The organism is Bacillus sp. FJAT-29814 (genome assembly GCF_001510715.1).
Lineage (GTDB): Bacteria > Bacillota > Bacilli > Bacillales > Cytobacillaceae > Neobacillus.
In genome coordinates this window covers 107,726-124,694 of the sequence record NZ_LMTJ01000001.1, presented here as the reverse complement: position 1 = coordinate 124,694, position 16,969 = coordinate 107,726, and the positions used below count along the sequence as shown (strand labels likewise).

Annotated in this window: 15 protein-coding genes and 2 pseudogenes; 3 read left to right on the top strand and 14 right to left on the bottom strand. The window is 40.4% G+C overall.

The annotated features are described in order from the left end of the window. Positions 1-102 precede the first annotated feature (102 nt). Complete coding sequence (locus AR334_RS00625) at positions 103-627, bottom strand: DUF2199 domain-containing protein (RefSeq protein ID WP_066303800.1); 525 nt, start codon at positions 625-627, stop codon at positions 103-105. A 156-nt stretch (positions 628-783) separates the two neighbouring features. Further along, a pseudogene (locus AR334_RS00620) lies at positions 784-1,036 on the bottom strand (CPCC family cysteine-rich protein). 294 nt (positions 1,037-1,330) lie between these two features. On the opposite strand from AR334_RS00620, the gene AR334_RS00615 reads away from it, so the two are divergent. Both AR334_RS00615 and AR334_RS30200 read left to right on the top strand, forming a co-directional pair. Continuing rightward, the gene (locus AR334_RS00615; protein ID WP_066303796.1) at positions 1,331-2,548 is read left to right on the top strand and encodes an IS110 family transposase; all 1,218 of its coding nucleotides are present in this window, start codon (positions 1,331-1,333) and stop codon (positions 2,546-2,548) included. Positions 2,549-2,869: 321 nt separating this feature from the next. Further along, positions 2,870-2,976: pseudogene (locus AR334_RS30200) on the top strand (DUF4256 domain-containing protein); the annotation flags it as partial. Between the two features lie 106 nt (positions 2,977-3,082). Here AR334_RS30200 and AR334_RS00610 read toward each other — a convergent pair. The 5 genes from AR334_RS00610 to AR334_RS00590 all read right to left on the bottom strand — a co-directional run bounded on the left by AR334_RS00610 (position 3,083) and on the right by AR334_RS00590 (position 9,117). Beyond that, entirely contained in the window at positions 3,083-4,006 is a 924-nt protein-coding gene (locus tag AR334_RS00610) for an RNA polymerase sigma-70 factor (protein ID WP_066303794.1), read from the bottom strand. Between the two features lie 360 nt (positions 4,007-4,366). Continuing rightward, positions 4,367-4,930: a glycine/sarcosine/betaine reductase selenoprotein B family protein gene (locus tag AR334_RS00605; RefSeq protein WP_066303792.1), complete on the bottom strand. Its 564-nt coding sequence runs from the start codon at positions 4,928-4,930 to the stop codon at positions 4,367-4,369. Between the two features lie 307 nt (positions 4,931-5,237). Next, positions 5,238-7,841, bottom strand: a complete 2,604-nt coding sequence (gene ppsA, locus AR334_RS00600; protein ID WP_066303791.1) for a phosphoenolpyruvate synthase — start codon at positions 7,839-7,841, stop codon at positions 5,238-5,240. Between the two features lie 388 nt (positions 7,842-8,229). Beyond that, on the bottom strand, positions 8,230-8,427 hold the full coding sequence (locus tag AR334_RS00595) for a sporulation protein Cse60 (protein WP_066303790.1): 198 nt from the start codon (positions 8,425-8,427) through the stop codon (positions 8,230-8,232). Between the two features lie 213 nt (positions 8,428-8,640). Continuing rightward, positions 8,641-9,117: a CarD family transcriptional regulator gene (locus AR334_RS00590; protein ID WP_066303785.1), complete on the bottom strand. Its 477-nt coding sequence runs from the start codon at positions 9,115-9,117 to the stop codon at positions 8,641-8,643. A 253-nt stretch (positions 9,118-9,370) separates the two neighbouring features. On the opposite strand from AR334_RS00590, the gene AR334_RS00585 reads away from it, so the two are divergent. Continuing rightward, a complete protein-coding gene (locus tag AR334_RS00585) occupies positions 9,371-9,670 on the top strand; it encodes a hypothetical protein (protein WP_066303783.1) in 300 nt (99 codons plus the stop codon). A gap of 170 nt (positions 9,671-9,840) precedes the next feature. Here the strand turns inward: AR334_RS00585 and AR334_RS00580 are convergent, their stop codons facing one another. From AR334_RS00580 to AR334_RS00550, 7 genes are all read right to left on the bottom strand, one after another. Further along, positions 9,841-10,458 carry an AmiS/UreI family transporter gene (locus tag AR334_RS00580; RefSeq protein ID WP_066303781.1) on the bottom strand — a complete coding sequence of 206 codons (618 nt, stop codon included), beginning with the start codon at positions 10,456-10,458 and terminating at the stop codon, positions 9,841-9,843. Between the two features lie 101 nt (positions 10,459-10,559). Next, positions 10,560-11,741: a NupC/NupG family nucleoside CNT transporter gene (locus tag AR334_RS00575; protein ID WP_066303780.1), complete on the bottom strand. Its 1,182-nt coding sequence runs from the start codon at positions 11,739-11,741 to the stop codon at positions 10,560-10,562. 63 nt (positions 11,742-11,804) lie between these two features. Next, entirely contained in the window at positions 11,805-12,203 is a 399-nt protein-coding gene (locus tag AR334_RS00570; RefSeq protein WP_066303779.1) for a cytidine deaminase, read from the bottom strand. A gap of 68 nt (positions 12,204-12,271) precedes the next feature. After that, positions 12,272-12,946: a deoxyribose-phosphate aldolase gene (deoC, locus tag AR334_RS00565; RefSeq protein ID WP_066303778.1), complete on the bottom strand. Its 675-nt coding sequence runs from the start codon at positions 12,944-12,946 to the stop codon at positions 12,272-12,274. A 19-nt stretch (positions 12,947-12,965) separates the two neighbouring features. After that, on the bottom strand, positions 12,966-14,267 hold the full coding sequence (locus tag AR334_RS00560; protein ID WP_066303775.1) for a pyrimidine-nucleoside phosphorylase: 1,302 nt from the start codon (positions 14,265-14,267) through the stop codon (positions 12,966-12,968). A gap of 244 nt (positions 14,268-14,511) precedes the next feature. Then, positions 14,512-15,726 carry a sugar MFS transporter gene (locus AR334_RS00555; protein ID WP_066303773.1) on the bottom strand — a complete coding sequence of 405 codons (1,215 nt, stop codon included), beginning with the start codon at positions 15,724-15,726 and terminating at the stop codon, positions 14,512-14,514. Between the two features lie 221 nt (positions 15,727-15,947). Continuing rightward, positions 15,948-16,874, bottom strand: a complete 927-nt coding sequence (locus tag AR334_RS00550; RefSeq protein ID WP_066303772.1) for a DMT family transporter — start codon at positions 16,872-16,874, stop codon at positions 15,948-15,950. Positions 16,875-16,969: the final 95 nt, after the last annotated feature.

The window sequence follows — 16,969 nt, the reverse complement described above, 5'->3', positions numbered from 1 at the left end:
TCTGACTCGGCATAACAAATTCAATCCTTAAAAATAAATTCTACTTTTATTTTCTATTTCCTTCTTCAGCTAATCTGCCTTTAGTTGAAGAAGAATGGGGTATTATTGTTCCTCCTCATTACAGAGCTCTTCAGCAATCTGCTTTATACGCTTCATTGTTATCCCTTTTCTTTGTTCAATAGCTAAGGGATGCTTGGTCGGTTCTAACTCAATGTAAGGTCGTTCTCCTAATGAACGAGTATGGACATTTGTTTTTAAATTTATTGTTTCGGGATAACAAGGAATATCAGTTGATAACCAGCCAAACATCGGTTCCAGTTTTTCTTCTCTTCCTTCCACATCCCAATAGTCATTGGTAATATTAAAATTTGTTTCACTTAACGAAACCCAGACATCCCAAATAAACGGTCCTTCTCCGTCTTTTACAGGAATTTCAATACATCCACGTATAAAAAAATGTTCATCGTCGATGATGCACAAATCATCATTCATTTCTATCCGTTTTTCTTTCTCTTCTGATGGTATATGGTAACAATAGTCAGGAACAGGACTACCATAACTCATAGGGAGTTCATCGTGAAACTTTCCACAACATCTACATAAATAACCTTCACTATATTTACTCATTATATATCCTCCATAAAATCGATATTTAATTAATACGATATTATATCAACTGTTTCCTTCTTAAACTTAACTGCCCCTTTCATTGAATAAAAATGGCCACAGTAATGGCAGCCGGATCTTAAAGGGACGCCTCCGTTACTTGAATAATGTACATAATCATAACGGCTTCCAGTTCGGGTCTTTAGTGTCTTCTTGATTTGGTTGTCTTACAAACCTAATACTGCCTACATCACAAGCCCCAAATTTAATAAAATTTTGTTGTGCTTGTTTTAATGAAACCCCATTTGCACCACCTTCATAATCAGGGTCTATATATTGAACTCCAAAAACAAATACCGCAAATATCATATGTTCCTGGTAGTTCTTCATCTAATGTTTTATACCCACAACAAGGACAAGTATATTTCACAAACTTCACCTCTATTAAAGAAATGCCCCCTATAGCCATCCATGAATCGCCAAAAATCAGCTTTTCACCACAAAGAATGAAAATGTATTGAATCCGTCCATACTTGTTCTAAGGCTGGGAGAGGAAGGTCGATAAACTATGGTGCCTTAGAGCCCATCCTATAGTCTGACTCCAACGACCACGGTGCATCACAAACTGTCGCTCCCTTGCGGGAAGCACTCATGGTAGATTAATCCTTATTCTGATTGTTGCACCAGCCCTCCAACTTTTTTTGCCTAGAAAGGAAGATTTTCAATGGACGTAATCATTGAAAGAGCGTGTGGTTTAGATGTCCATAAGGACAATATCACTGCTTGTATTATGACACCCGATGGAAAGGAGGTCCAAACGTTTTCCACAAAGACTGTTTTTCTATTAAAGTTATTGGATTGGATCAAGGAGAATTCTTGTACTCACGTTGCCATGGAAAGCACAAGTGTATACTGGAAACCTATTGTTAACTTATTAGAGTCTGAAGGAATAGAGTTTTTAGTTGTGAATGCCCAACACATGAAGGCACTCCCCGGTCGTAAGACCGACGTAAAGGATGCAGAGTGGATTGCGCAACTCCTTCGCCATGGTCTTCTCAAAGCTAGTTTTATTCCGAATCGTACTCAACGGGAATTACGGGAACTAGTTCGCTATCGCCGCAGTATTATTGAGGAACGCGCTAGACAACATAATCGAATTCAGAAAGTTTTAGAAGGAGCCAATATCAAACTTGGATCAGTTGTATCTGATATTATGGGCGTGTCAGCTAAAGATATGCTTCGAGCTATCGCGGATGGTGAAGAGGATCCTGAAAAACTAGCAAATTTCGCCCGGCGTACGATGAAAAAGAAAAAAGAAGAGCTTGAATTAGCACTTCAGGGCTATGTTAATCCACATCAACGATTAATGCTCAAAACGATTTTAGCTCACATTGATTTTCTCACCGCCCAAATTGAAATGTTAGATCAAGAGATAGCAGAACGTGTTAACTCGTATGAAGAAGATATTGAAAGACTAGATTCTATTCCTGGAATAGCCAGAAGAATGGCTGAACAAATCTTAGCTGAAATCGGCACTGATGTTAAAAGTCAATTTCCAACTGCCGCTCATCTTTGTTCATGGGCAGCTCTCGTACCAGGTCATAACGAAAGCGCAGGGAAAAGAAAGTCCACTAGATCTAAAAAGGGGAATAAGTATTTAAGATCAGCATTAACTGAAGCAGCTCAATCAGTGAGAGGTTCAAAAAACTATCTTGGTGCGTTGTATAGACGAACAGCAGGACGAAAAGGCAATAAAAGAGCAGCTATTGTAGTTGCCCATGCGATATTGCGGATCGCATATTACCTATTAACTAGAAAAGAAATGTATGTAGACTTAGGTGAAGACTACTTTGATAAGCAAAGACAGGTATCAATTGTCCGCCATTCGGTTCGAAGACTAGAAAACTTAGGCTATACGGTTACAATAACAGAAGCTTCCTAATCCATTAAACAAATTAAAAACACCAAAGATCAGACGCTCCACCCTTTTTAAAAAGATGAATGAGCTGCGTCTATTTAAGTATTGCGATTTTTCGGATCTCACAGAAGTTTAATTTTCATGGTAGTTTAAATAGAAATCTTCACAATCTTTTCATTACCCTAACAAGATTTAATCTCTTAAATGTGTTGAGGCATTACAAAAAGACGCCCTCTTATTAAAGAAAAGCGCCCGATAGTGGAAGAATAAAATAGAAGCCATTCCCTAGGTGATTCGTTCTTAAATTTTGTGATCGCTCTATGAAATGGAAAAACTGACAGTGGACCAGATGTTGCTGATCATGATAAAAAGAAGGGTGGGATTGTTCAGCGGAAAGTCCTAAAGGTCACAGAAGTGTTTGTTACGTCGGTGATGGGCTAGGGTCAAGGAAAATTCAGTATTAGCTTCAACTTTGCTTTGTCTTTACCCCATTCAACCCCTAATGCGGTTCATGTATTTCACAAAACGGACTTTCAATGATTCACTCCCACTGTCATTTCAGCTTTTTTTCAAATGCTTCAGTTTATCTGGATTAACTATGTTGTATAAAGCAGAAAGTTTATCGTCATCGAATTGAAATGCCAATACATAAAAAATTTGATCGTCCGCCTTCAAAATAATTCCCGGTTGTCCGTTCACATCCGCTTCCATGACAATCAAATTGGATGGGATTCTACTGTTGAAACCCTTTAAAGCGGCGACGGCTCGTTTAATTCCAAAGATAGGACGCAAGTTTGCTTTCACTTTACCTCCCCCGTCGGAATAAATAGTGAAGTCATCTAATAAAACGGACAAAAGTTTTTCGGTGTTGTTGCTTTGAACTGCCTCCATAAAGTCACGCACAGTTTCTTCTTTTTTATTCCTATCTCCCCCCTCTTTGGGGGATAAATCGCCGACTTTTTGTTTCGCTCTGCTTTGGATTTTTCGGCTGTTATCAGGAGATTTACCTATTAATTGCGCAATCTCATCGTAAGAATAAGAGTAAACTTCCCGCAGAAGGAATACCGCTCTTTCCACCGGATTTAAATTTTCAAGTAGATGTAAAAAAGCGATGGATAACTCCTCATTGGCAATCACCCTGTCTGCCGGATCCGCCCCCTTTCCGTTAATGATCGGTTCCGGTAACCAGGAACCGACATACACTTCTCTCCTCTTTCGGGCAGAACGCAGGAAGTCAATGCAAAGGTTTGTTGTGACCTTCCATAAATAACTTTTCACATGATGAATCGAATGCAAAGAAACTTGATTCAAATTCAAAAAAGCTTCTTGTACGATGTCTTCTGCATCGGTCACACTTCCCAACATACGATAAGCAAGCGAAAAAAGAGCCGATTTATAAGAAGAGTAAACTTCGGTTATATCAGCCATATTGGTCATATCATCATCAGGTGGAAGATGTTTAGATTTAGAGCCGTCCGGCATTCAAAGCACACCCTTTTGTTTGTGAGCACCCTGCATTACACTCTTTTCTATATTTTACCATAAATTTCAGCCCAATAGGGCTATTCTATCCGTTGAAACGAGATTGTTTCATCTCGTCCCGGTGATCATCTCCCCTTTTTTTGCTTTGCCCAATGCATCCAAACATTGTAACAAAGCAGAGTACTGTTCCTCCTTTTTGTTGGCACGACCGATCGGACTCCCAAGTTTGTTGGGGAAATAAATCGATCGGGGTACTCCCAAAGCATTTGTCGTTTCTGGTAACAGGGTTACTGTGATTGTCGCTATTCCCTGTTTTTCCAATTCTCGTGCGATCAGTCCCACGGACCGATGACAGTGGCTTCAGGCAGGAGTCAGAATGGCCAAATCCACCTGGTCCTTCACAAGACTGCGCGCAACTTCTGGTCCTGTTTTTTCAACCAACGGAGAGGGATCATGAATTCCTCCCTGAAAACTGAAGTGACGCGGAGCGATACTCCCTACTTTACCTTCCCGTTGCAAGCGGTGTAGAGTGGCTAAGGGGAACATGATTTCCAAATCAACCTTTACATCGCTATGATCATAAAATAAATGACTGATCACCGTTTCACTTGAGGGTGTATCTGAGGGAATCACACGATAGGAGCAATCCCCCTTGGAATCGTTCAAGTCAAATGGGGGTTGGCTTTTCAGGATAATGCCTCCCGTGGTAATGAGAGCCACCCGACTTTCCTCAATCGGCCTTTTTAATGGAGTCCAGGGAACATCTCCACTCCTTTCACTGCCCAATTTCATACTTTTCATACTGATTCGATCAATAAATTTGGGGTATTTCTCGATCAATTTACCCATCAATTTCGATTGAGCCAGCTTGAATGCTACCCTTCTACCAAAGCCAACCTTGGAAGATGAATGAATATTTGCCATCAAATATGCCTCCTTTTCATTTTCAACCTGTTTTATCTTTCACACATAGGGACGAAATAGGAGAGGGATTTGTGACATGGCTATGAGGATTTAATAAAAAAACCTATCATCAGATAGGATCTTTAAAACAGGTAATACTTTAGATTCAGCTTTTATTTGTTATTCGACGAAACGTTGCACATAATGGCTCTTCTACGCAAATAGCTTTTTCAACAATCTGGTCCGATTGTTGAACACAAGTTAAATATCGATCTTCATACCAGGCACCACCCATTTTCTGGAGAGTGCCTGACACTTTATTTAGACATTACACTATTTCGATATAGCCATCTGTTCCATGCACGCGGATTCGTTGCCCATCTTTTATCAGTTTGGTCGCATTTTCTACTCCGACAACCGCTGGCAAGCCATATTCACGTGCAATCACGGCTCCATGAGTCATCAGCCCGCCCACTTCGGTAACTAGGCCTTTTATCGATACAAATAACGGTGTCCAACTAGGGTCGGTAAAGGTGGTGACTAATATATCTCCCTCTTCTAAATTAGCTTCTTCCATGTTTAAGATGACACGAGCGCGTCCCTCTATCACGCCAGATGAAACAGGTAGACCCGCAATCGCTTGTGCTGGGAGATTTCCCCGTTTGTACTTACCAGCAATGATTTCACCGTGAGACGTGATCACGCGTGGTGGAGTTAATTTTTCATATAATTTGTACTCATCTTTTCGTTTGCTGATGGTCTGGTCACCTAGTTTCTTTGTGGTTACGACATCGCGCAGTTCTTCAAAAGTGAGATAGTAAATATCTTCTTGTTCATGAATCACACCCGCTTGCACGAGTTTTTGTGCTTCTTTTAACAGTGCCTGCTTATAAATGAAGTAGCGATTCACCATGAAGTATTTTGGATATTCCCGGTATCCAATGAAGTTCCGGATGAGGTCTATCTTTTCCTTTGTTTCTTTCGCCTTTTGTTCACCATCAGGCAAACTTTTCAATCGTTCTATTAACTCCTGTTCTTTTTTCAACGCTTCCTTTCGCCCTAGCTCAAATTTGCGATGCCCTTCATTAGGCTCAAAGTTTTTGATGTTACCCAGAATCATAGGGACAAGTGTGGTTGGTTTCTCGCTCCAACGCGTTTTCGTCATATCGATTTCTCCACTGCAGCGCATTCCGTATTTATTGAGAAAATCATAGATCGCTACTTGGACTTCCCTTCCACCTTCAAATTTCACCAGTTCATCCAAAAAGGTATCATCTTTTACATGCTGTAAATAATCAATTATATCCGGATAGGGACGAATTACATCGGCAACGTCCAATAGCGCCAAACCCATTTCCGAAGTAATATTGTTTGGTACAGACTGAGATATCGTATCTGCTGCGCTTTTTTCACCTAACCACTCGTTCATTTTTTCATTGATCCAAGTCGAAGCATTCATAGCCGCCATAAATACGGCTGAACTTTGTGGGTCAAATAAAATCCTCTTTAATTCCTGAATATCTTCTAGAATAAAATCAAACAATTCGGATCCTGCTTTACTTTGGATGTTTTGTTTTAACTCTTCTATGGATGTTTGACTACGTTTTATCAAATCAGAAACGATGGATGGATTATTTTTGATTTGTGCCAGGTTGTCAGTATTGCCTCTCTTGGGACTCGGTACTGTTTTATTATCATTTGGTAATGATGTTTTAAAATCTCCACGTTCAATGATGTTCATAAGTGCGTCTTTCATGAGCGGATCGTGTTGTCCCATGGCATTTAATAAAATGTTTCGACTGACAGGTGAAGTTAGTTGATGTGTGACATCAACAAACAACCTCCCACCAGCTTTACGCATAGGTGCAGGAGTTGTTAACAGGTAAAAAGACAATCCCAGTGGTTTGATGGGGTCTGTCATCATTTGTTGATGACCAACAGATATATAAACCCGGTTTTCATGATCGCTCGTTTCAGGGATTGGGAAAAGAGTAGTGATTGTCCTGCTCTGGACAATATAAAATGCATCATCCACCAAACACCATTCGATATCTTGAGGGCAGTCAAAATAAGACTCGATCTGTCTTCCGATGCGAGCTAGTTGAAGTATTTGTTGGTCAGTCAGTGTTTGCGTGTTTTGCTGTGAAAGATTGATTGTCTGTGTCTCTGTTCCACCGTCTTTTCGCGGCCAGACCGCCAACTTTTTGACTGTAATCCTCTTATCTACGATTTGATTTTCCCGAACTTTATAACAATCAGCCGAGACCAAGCCTGAGACCAGTGCTTCCCCAAGCCCAAAACTGGCATCGATGGATAGGACCTTTCGGTTTGAGGTAACCGGATCAGCGGTAAATAAAATCCCTGAAGCTTGTGGGAACACCATCCTTTGAACGATAACGGATAGGAAAACTTGTCTGTGGTCAAACCCATTTTGCATTCGGTAGATGACTGCTCGTTCCGTAAAAAGAGATGCCCAACATTTCTTGATGTGCAGCAGGATGGCTTCTTTACCAATGATATTTAAATAGGTGTCCTGCTGGCCGGCAAACGAGGCATATGGCAAATCCTCAGCAGTGGCACTAGAACGCACTGCATATGCATCCTCATCACCAAGTTGGGAGAGAGAATGAGTAACTGCTGTCACAACACCCGAAGGAATTTCCACTTCCAAAAGGATTTGTCGAAGCTTCCTGCTGATCTCACCGATTTGCTCACGGTCCTCTGCTTTTAGCATGGCCAGTCGGTCCAATAGAGCTTGATACGTTGCGTTTTGTTCAATGGCTTTTCGAAATCCCACTGTTGTCACACAAAATCCTTCTGGTACTTTGATTCCTTGAATTTTTGATAATTCCGCTAAATGTACCCCTTTTCCGCCGACGAGCAAAAGCTGTGTATTTTCGACCTCCTGAAAGCCGAGAACGAAAGAACTCAATCAACATCTCCCCCTAACCATTTATGTTCTATTGATTTTAGCAGTAGGCATTAAAAATAAACAGTCTGTAATAACCATTATTTTCATGTTATAATTAAATTAGGAGGAGTTCATACTCCATTCGATGATTAACAAATTCTTTTAAAAATAGTAAACAACAGAAAAGCGGTGCCCTATTAGAGCATCGCTTTAGTTATGAAATAAACTAAACCATCCAGTAGCGTCTTATACCACTATTCACAACCCTAAAACCCCCATTTTGAGCTGCAGAGCGGCTCAGTGCACCACTTATCAGCGGCTTGATTTGAAACATGAATGAATCAAAAAAAATGTGCCAGTCACCTCCCCATAATTGGGATGGTGCCTGGCACATTTTTAAAAATAGCCGTTATTTTTTGAATATGATCAATGCCGTATATTTTGAATCTGGATAAACTCCGTATTCCGTATGACTACTAACGTCTAGAGGCGTGGCATTGTATTTGATATCAATCAGTTTACCGTCCTCTAATGTGCCTAGAAACTCATTTACATTACGAATTAATTCCGCAAAGTCGATACTTTGGAATCCTTCTACCTCGTACATTGGTTTCTCCTCCCTTCAGCTTTCATCATCACCAACGGACCGCCTAGCCTTAAAGTCAACCTATTAACGCTATAAAAAAACATCTTGTGAAAAGTAAACGTGTTGTAAAATTTGTAGAAATGTTCAATTGAGTGAGGAAAATGAAGAATAAGATGTATTGTATTATTTAATGTTGATTATAAGAGAGCAGGTTCGACTCTCTTAAGTACGAAATTAGCTGACCTGGTCATTTAACATATCGGCTGCCTGATGATCAGTGAGTCCTTTTATGAGACCAAGTTCACCAATAAAGATCTTCCGCGCACTTTCGAGCATCTGTTTTTCGCTTGAATTAAGCGACTTTTTTTTATTTATGCGCAATAAATCACGGACTACTTCCGCTCCATCTTTCATTACGCCGGTTTTCAATTTTTCGGTATTAATTTTGTATCGTTCTTTCATTGAGAGTTTTGTATTGGTTTCCCCATAATGAAATACGTCCATTACTTCTTCGAGTGTATCATCGTCTGAGACGATACGAATCCGTGCATTTTTTTCTTTCCCAAGCGGAATCATAACCTGCATTTTAACAATTTTCATTTTTATTATATAGTATGGCCGTTTCTCACCGAGGACTTCCTTCTCTTCTATCGCTTCAATAACCCCGGCACCCTGTGTTGGATAAACAATGTAATCACCAATTTGAAACAACTAAACACCTCCGAAATTTGAAATCCTCTTTATTATATCACATATATTTTTTATATCAAACTTATTATTTTATCACCCCTAATTATTTATTGTCAATATTTTTATTGCCCTTTTTCAAACAAAAATGCGATAAAATTTGTATTTCATTTCGTAGGAAGTTTTTTAGAAATTTTGGCCCGAAATAGGACAATTAAAATTTATTGTTCCAGATTCAGTTTCTTCGCATAAAGTTAAGGATAAGGAGTGGAACAATATGATAAACGGACAAGTAAAGTTCGATATCGATACATTGAAGATGATCAAAAATAGACTAGATTACATTTACTCCATTGCGAGAAAGTACAACAATGACAATCCTGAATTAATGGACACTATTGAAGGGTTGGCTGTTATTGCCAATATGTTTGCAACGAATCAATTAGAGGAACTAAAAGGTACTGAAGCACCATCGAGCCCTCAAGGGGCCATTGTGAGCAAGCTAGGAAACCCATACTCCAGGATGAAGGAATATGAAAACCAAAAAGACAATGACTTCCCTTCTTGGAAGCTTTAATCATTGACTGATTATTTGCATTTGATTTTCTAGAACCATTATTGGCCTTAAAAGCAAACAGGCCCTGCACAGTAAAAAAATCCCACGATTTCAACTGTGCAAGGCTTTTGTTTGAACCATTGCATTTTGCCAAAAAAATACACCCAAAAGGTTTATGCCACTTTGTCTCTTTATTCTTTTTCTGTATGGGCAAACGGAATAAATAACCTAAATTTAAATAAACCCAGGCAAAAATAAACGATGGATCCGATTAAAACAATCAGCCATATTTGATTGACAACAGGTGTATTCCATATACCCAAAAAATACAATAAGGCCGGGATCGTTAGTGTGACCCATGATTGAATGATAGCAACCTTCCCAAGATAATGGTCAATCTTCATTTGCAGTGAATTGGACAAAAAGAATAAAAACCACAGAAAAGCCCACATTCCCCATGTAATCGCACTAACGGCATCATGGAATTGGATGATCGATGTTAACGTATAGACAACCGCTATGATCGCCACCCATAAACTAAACCAACCGAGTCCCCTGCCATCAAGTCCTTTCAACGCGGTAACCCCAACGTACAAAAAGGTTAAACCAAATAAAAAGATCACGCCATTACTATATAAGTCCCAATGATTTTGATCCGAAACCATAAGTAAATAAAACGGAATAATCACTTGTATGACGCCTACAAACAGATTAAAGACCCCAACACTTTTTGCTTCTGCTTTGCCTGTTAGCATCAAACCATTTAGAAATAAAACTGCTCCCGAAAGAAATAATCCGACGAAACTCATATTTTTTGTTGTGGCAAAAATTTCCCCACAACCTTCCCTCCTTCAAAAAGGAAAAAGCAGTTTTCAATCCTTTAAAGGATGAAAATTGCTTTTTCTCTAATTTATAAAACGATACTTACTACGACACCCGATAATACACTTACTAAAGTGGCACCATATAAAAGTTTTAAACCAAATTTGGCCACAACGTTACCTTTTTTCTCATTAAGACTTTTTACTGCTCCAGCTATAATTCCGATTGATGAGAAGTTGGCAAATGAAACAAGGAAAACAGAAATAATTCCTAATGTACGAGCGCTAAAGGATTCAGCTACTTTTGCCAGGTCCATCATAGCTACAAACTCATTCGTTACAAGCTTAGAGGCCATGATCCCGCCTGCTTGTACCGCCTCTGAAAATGGAATTCCCATGATAAACGCAATCGGTGAAAAGATATATCCTAATATCTCTTGGAATGTAATATGGAAAACTAAATCAAAAACATTATTAATCGCAGCCATTAAAGCAACAAATCCAATTAACATGGCACCGACAATCACGGCTACTTTAAAACCATCCAAGATGTATTCACCTAACATTTCGAAAAAGCTTTGCTTTTCTACGTCCTGAATCTCCAGAATATCCTCGCTTGGATCCACCTTATAAGGGTTAATAATAGAAGTGATAATAAAACCGCCAAATAAATTCAGAACAAGTGCAGTGACCACGTATCTTGGTTCAATCATGGTCATATAAGCACCGACAATTGACATAGAAACGGTGGACATCGCGGATGCACAAAGAGTATATAAACGATGGGCAGGCAAGAGACCCAGCTGCTTTTTCACCGTAATAAACACTTCAGATTGACCAATCATCGCCGAAGCAACCGCGTTATAAGATTCCAATTTCCCCATGCCATTCACTTTGCTGAGTAATAAACCAATTAGTCTCATAATAAACGGCAGGATTTTCAAGTACTGGAATATTCCAATTAGCACCGAAATAAACACGATCGGCAGCAATACATTTAGGAAGAATGGAAAAGCTCCTTCATTGGTCATTCCGCCGAACACAAACGTTACCCCGGCATTTGCATATTCCAATAATTTATTAAAGACCCCGGCAAATCCTTTAATTAATCCTAGGCCCAAAGTGGTATTTAATAATAACGTTGCCAATATCATTTGAATAATGACCATAAGAATAATCGGTTTTATTTTGATGTTCTTCCGATTATTGCTTACCAAGTATGCCAGTGCAAAAACAACAAGCAGTCCAATAATTGCAATAATGTATTTCATTGTTAGTCCTCCAAAAGGTGTAATAATCTATAGTTGTATTCGCTTCCATCATGAACAAAAAATTTATTTTGTTAAGTCCTTAGAAGAAAAAAAGCCAGGCAGCAATTCATAAATGGTTGTCTCTACTTTTTCACCATGTAAATTAGCTAAAATAATTTTCGTGTCTTTATCACAGAATTCGGCCATTACCTGGCGGCACGCACCACAAGGTGAAACAGGACCCTCTGTATCGGCAACAACAACGATTGTATCTATTTCTTTTTTCCCCTCAGAAACCGCTTTAAAAATAGCTGTTCTTTCAGCGCAATTGGTCAATCCATAGGAGGCGTTTTCAATATTGCACCCTTGAAAGACTTGATGATCTTTTGTCAGGACTGCTGCGCCTACATTAAATTTTGAATAAGGTGTATATGCTTTTTTCCTAGCTTCGATCGCTTGATCAATTAATTGTTGCATATCCATTGTTTCGTCATCCTTTCAAATATGTTTGAGTAACCAGGCTGGCCATAAGACCAGCCTTTAGCTGTTTTCTAGTAAGCAGATGATGATGTTTCTCCATTTACGATCTTCACACCTGAACTGGCCCCAATTCGTGTAGCCCCCGCTTTGATCATGGCTTCAGCGTCTTCCAGGCTTCTGATGCCCCCGGAAGCTTTTACGCCAATTTCCGGCCCAACTGTTTTTCTCATAAGAGTGATATCTTCTACCGTCGCGCCGCCAGTGGAAAAACCGGTAGAAGTTTTGACAAAGTTGGCCCCAGCTTTTACGGCTAATTGACAAGCTTTTACTTTTTCCTCATCTGTCAAAAGGCATGCTTCTATAATCACTTTCGTTAATGCATTCCCTTTCGCAGCATCAACTACTGCTTTGATGTCCTTTTCGACCAAATCATATTGTTTATCTTTTAATGCGCCAATATTGATCACCATATCTACTTCTGTGGCGCCATTTTCAATCACATTTTTTGTTTCAAATGCTTTCACTTCAGGCGTTGTTGCCCCGAGCGGAAAGCCAATAACCGTGCAGACTTTCACTTCCGGAGTAGCACGAAGAAATTCTGCTGCTGTTTTTACCCACGTTGGATTAATGCAAACGGAGGCAAATTTATATTGTTTTGCTTCTTCAAGCAATGTAGTGACTTCCACCTCTGTGGCATCCGCTTTTAATAAGGTATGATCGATCATTTGTGCTATATTTTTTGTCATGCTTCTCTTCCTTTGCAGATTAATGAATTTCTGTATAGATGAGTGTAGGTTGTTCTACTTTTTCATCTGTCACTTTATAAGCCGAGTAAATTTTTTCGATTACTTCCTGAACGTTTTCTTTGTTGCTATGAATCGTAACCAGGGATTCTCCTGCCTCGACCTGATCTCCTACTTTCTTATGAAGAACAACGCCTACTGCCAAATCAATGACAGATTCTTTTGTAGCACGTCCAGCACCCAACATCATGGCCGCAGTTCCAACTGTTTCCGCGGTGATTTCGGCTACATAGCCTGAGGATTTAGCCGGAACTTCAATCATATAGGAAGCTGTTGGAAGTTTAGTGGGATCATCTACAACCGATGCATCTCCTCCTTGTGCCGCTAGGAAGGTTTTAAAGGTTTGTAATGCCTGCCCGTTGTGAATCGATTCTACTAGCATTTTACGCGCCTCGTTGAAATCAGTAGCTTTTTCAGCCAATACAACCATATGGCTTCCAAGAGTCAAACAGAGTTCATGTAAATCTTCCGGTCCTTGCCCTTTTAGCGTGTCAATGGCTTCCTTTACTTCAAGAGCATTGCCGACTGCAAATCCGAGCGGCTGGCTCATATCGGATATGATCGCCTTTGTTTTACGGCCGACGCCTTTACCGATTTCTACCATCGTTTGGGCTAAATCTTTTGCATCGTCAAGATTTTTCATGAATGCTCCGCTACCTGTTTTGACATCCAGAACAATGGCATCCGCCCCTGCGGCAATTTTCTTGCTCATGATCGAGCTGGCAATCAGCGGAATGGAGTCAACCGTTGCGGTTACATCTCTAAGTGCATATAGCTTTTTATCCGCAGGTGTTAAATTCCCGCTCTGACCAATGACAGCTACTTTATTTTGATTCATTAATTGCATAAATTCATCGTTTGATATTTCCACATGAAATCCCTCAATGGATTCCAATTTGTCAATGGTACCACCAGTATGGCCTAAGCCTCTTCCTGACATTTTTGCTACTGGTACGCCAACAGAGGCAACAAGCGGTGCCAGCACAAGAGTTGTTGTATCGCCAACTCCACCGGTGCTATGCTTATCTACCTTGATGCCTTCAATTCTTGAGAGGTCAATTTGATCACCGGATTGGACCATCGCCTCCGTTAAATAAACGCGTTCCTCTTTCGTCATTCCCTGAAAAAACACAGCCATCGCAAAGGCTGACATTTGGTAATCAGGAATATCGCCTTTTGTAAACCCGTTTATTAAGAATTGAATTTCTTCTTTGGTTAATTCGTAACCATCCCGTTTTTTCTCAATTACATCAACCATTCTCATGGAAGCGCACCTCTTTTTAAAAAAATCATTTGATGTTGTATAGAAATTAAATACCAGAATTCAAAGGTTAGATGTCAGACGTCTAACTCGTTTTGCGAACAACTACATTCTACCCCTATCCTACTATTGCTGTAAACCCTTTCTTTTTTGTAATTAATGGTAAAGCTTTTTAATAATATCAAAAAAACTTGCCGCAGAATGGCAAGTTTCCTATTTCAAATTGTGAGGCTATGCGGTTATTTCATCATTTGCTAATGGACGTGTTCAACTCTTCAGTAACATACTTCTTACTTAATAAACTGTTTAATTTTTCTGAGCTTAGCAGCATGACTGCCACAAACATTACCATGCAGATTGGGAAAATTCCAATCGTTGAACGAGACGCAATGAACCCTAGAAGTGGCGGCAAGAAGGTAGTTCCTGTATAGGCAACTGCCATTTGATAGCCCATAATCGTCTGAGAATGTTTTTTCCCGAAACGTGCAGGTGTTTCATGCAGCATACACGGAAAGATTGGTGCCAAACCCAGTCCCACGATAATAAAACCAACTAGAGAAAAAGTGGCCGGCAATGGTAAAAATAGAATAATCGCACCCGTTAATGCGAGCATTTGTCCCCCTCGAATAAGGGTTCGATTCGTCGTTTTAAAGGTAATAAAACCGGTTACGAATCTGCCAATTGTGATTCCGGCGTAATAGAAGGAAACCCACTGTGCAGCAGTTGCCGCGCTTAAGCCTTTGATATTAACCAAGAAACTGCTTCCCCAAAGTCCCATTGTTGCTTCAACCCCACAATAGAACAAGAAGGAGGCAAGAGCCAGTTTCACGCCTTTTATTTTTATTGGTTTCACATTTTCATCCACAATTATACTTGTTTCAACTTCGGACTCTACCGTGATAGAGTTGTTTTTTGCCACTCTGTTCCATAGGGGTAGAGTGGCGAGAAGGATGATGACTAACCCAAACTGAATTCCAGCTATAGAAAAATATCCACTTCTCCAAGCATCTTGACCTGACATAAACTGAGCCATAATGATTGGCCCAAGTGTAGCTCCGACTCCCCAAAAACAATGTAACCAGCTCATGTGATGGGCTTTATAATGGATCGAAACATAATCGTTTAAACCCGCATCAACAGCTCCTGCTCCCAGTCCCAGTGGGATGGCGCATACAATAAACCAACCAACTGAGGGCGCAAAATGAAACCCCAGTAGCGCAGCTGTTGTCATGAAGACGCTCACTACGGTGACTTTGCCGGTACCGAACCGTTTCAGTACCTTCCCACTAACTAAGCTCGAGAGTATGGTACCACCCGCAATCGTCATAAAAAGTAGTCCCGCCGTCTCAAGTGGCGCCCCTAGGTCCGTTTGCATCACAGGCCACGCAGCCCCCAACAAGGAATCAGGCAGCCCTAAGCTGATAAACGCCAAATAAATAATGATTAAAAGGATGGTTGTCATATGTAAGCCTCGCTTGTCGTTAATATTTTTGCAAAACTAATTCACTCATTTGATTCACCTCTAAAACTTATTAAACCCCTTTAATAAGTATGCAATAAAATAGCTTATTAAAATTGTTTAATAAGTTATTTTTTACTATAGCATACAACCAATGGGTCTATCAATAAACAAAAAAATGCCAGGCACCTACTCATTTTCTGGGTAGCGCCCGGCACTTTTATTTATATAGGAGGACTGACGTTGTTGACCCCTTGCGTTTCGATTGCAGGGGATTGTTGTTTTGAACCAAGCATGTTGATCACGATGACACCCGCAATGGCAATGATTCCGCCAATGAGAGAAGCGGCGTTTGGCCATTCATTCAACCATAGCCAGGCAACCAGGATGACAATTAGCGGTTCAAGATATAACATACTTGTGACGGAGCTGGATTTCCCGGCAGACAGAGCCATCCCCCATGTGACATACGCGATAGCGGTTGGGAAAAGCCCGATATAAAGTGTGGATAGATGTGCCGCTACTGTGGCATGTTGAATCTCATGGAGCAGCCCCGGAAAAAAGATGACAAAAGGAATCGTCCCAATCCAAGTAAAATACGCTGTTAATTCCATCGATGAATAACGGCTTAAAAGCGGCTTCTGATACGCGAACAGCACGGCAGTTGCGGCAGCCGCCATCAGAAGCAGTAGAACACCCAGTGTACTCCCGGAGGCAGGTCCTGATGACCCAATCGAAATGACGCCAATGCCGATAAATCCGAGCATCAACCCTAGCCAGCCGAACACACCCATTCGTTCTTTTAAAATAAACACCGCAATGAGCGATGTAAAAATCGGAGCTGCAGCGACCAGCATTCCTGCTGTTCCTGCTGATACGTATCGCACCCCAAAGGTCGCCCCGATATGGTATACACTAATCCCGACTAATCCTAAAATCGTAATCTTTAAAAGATCCTCTTTTTGAGGCAACCGAATTTTCACCCACGGACTCAGGGCAAAGATCACGAAGAGTGCAGATGCGATTAGATATCGACTGAGAATGAGCGGCCCCGGTGTATATCCTCCCTGGAATACCGACCGGATCACGGGAAACGATGACCCCCAGATGATAATCGTAATCGATGCCATCACAAATGCTTTAATGTTCAAACTCCTCATCCCCATCTACATTTCACATATTCTCAAGATTATCACGGCAAAAGAATAGTAGCAACAATTATCGAAATAGACTGGCAAATAAAATC

Excerpts from the sequence above, each read along its gene's own strand:
- AR334_RS00555 (WP_066303773.1), bottom strand. The coding sequence starts at position 15,726 with ATGACAACCATCCTTTTAATCATTATTTATTTGGCGTTTATCAGCTTA.
- AR334_RS00560 (WP_066303775.1), bottom strand. The coding sequence starts at position 14,267 with ATGAGAATGGTTGATGTAATTGAGAAAAAACGGGATGGTTACGAATTA.
- AR334_RS00605 (WP_066303792.1), bottom strand. The coding sequence starts at position 4,930 with ATGGCAAATATTCATTCATCTTCCAAGGTTGGCTTTGGTAGAAGGGTA.
- AR334_RS00610 (WP_066303794.1), bottom strand. The coding sequence starts at position 4,006 with ATGCCGGACGGCTCTAAATCTAAACATCTTCCACCTGATGATGATATG.
- AR334_RS00625 (WP_066303800.1), bottom strand. The coding sequence starts at position 627 with ATGAGTAAATATAGTGAAGGTTATTTATGTAGATGTTGTGGAAAGTTT.
- AR334_RS00615 (WP_066303796.1), top strand. The coding sequence starts at position 1,331 with ATGGACGTAATCATTGAAAGAGCGTGTGGTTTAGATGTCCATAAGGAC.
- AR334_RS00570 (WP_066303779.1), bottom strand. The coding sequence starts at position 12,203 with ATGGATATGCAACAATTAATTGATCAAGCGATCGAAGCTAGGAAAAAA.
- AR334_RS00585 (WP_066303783.1), top strand. The coding sequence starts at position 9,371 with ATGATAAACGGACAAGTAAAGTTCGATATCGATACATTGAAGATGATC.
- deoC (WP_066303778.1), bottom strand. The coding sequence starts at position 12,946 with ATGACAAAAAATATAGCACAAATGATCGATCATACCTTATTAAAAGCG.
- AR334_RS00580 (WP_066303781.1), bottom strand. The coding sequence starts at position 10,458 with ATGAGTTTCGTCGGATTATTTCTTTCGGGAGCAGTTTTATTTCTAAAT.
- AR334_RS00595 (WP_066303790.1), bottom strand. The coding sequence starts at position 8,427 with ATGTACGAGGTAGAAGGATTCCAAAGTATCGACTTTGCGGAATTAATT.
- AR334_RS00575 (WP_066303780.1), bottom strand. The coding sequence starts at position 11,741 with ATGAAATACATTATTGCAATTATTGGACTGCTTGTTGTTTTTGCACTG.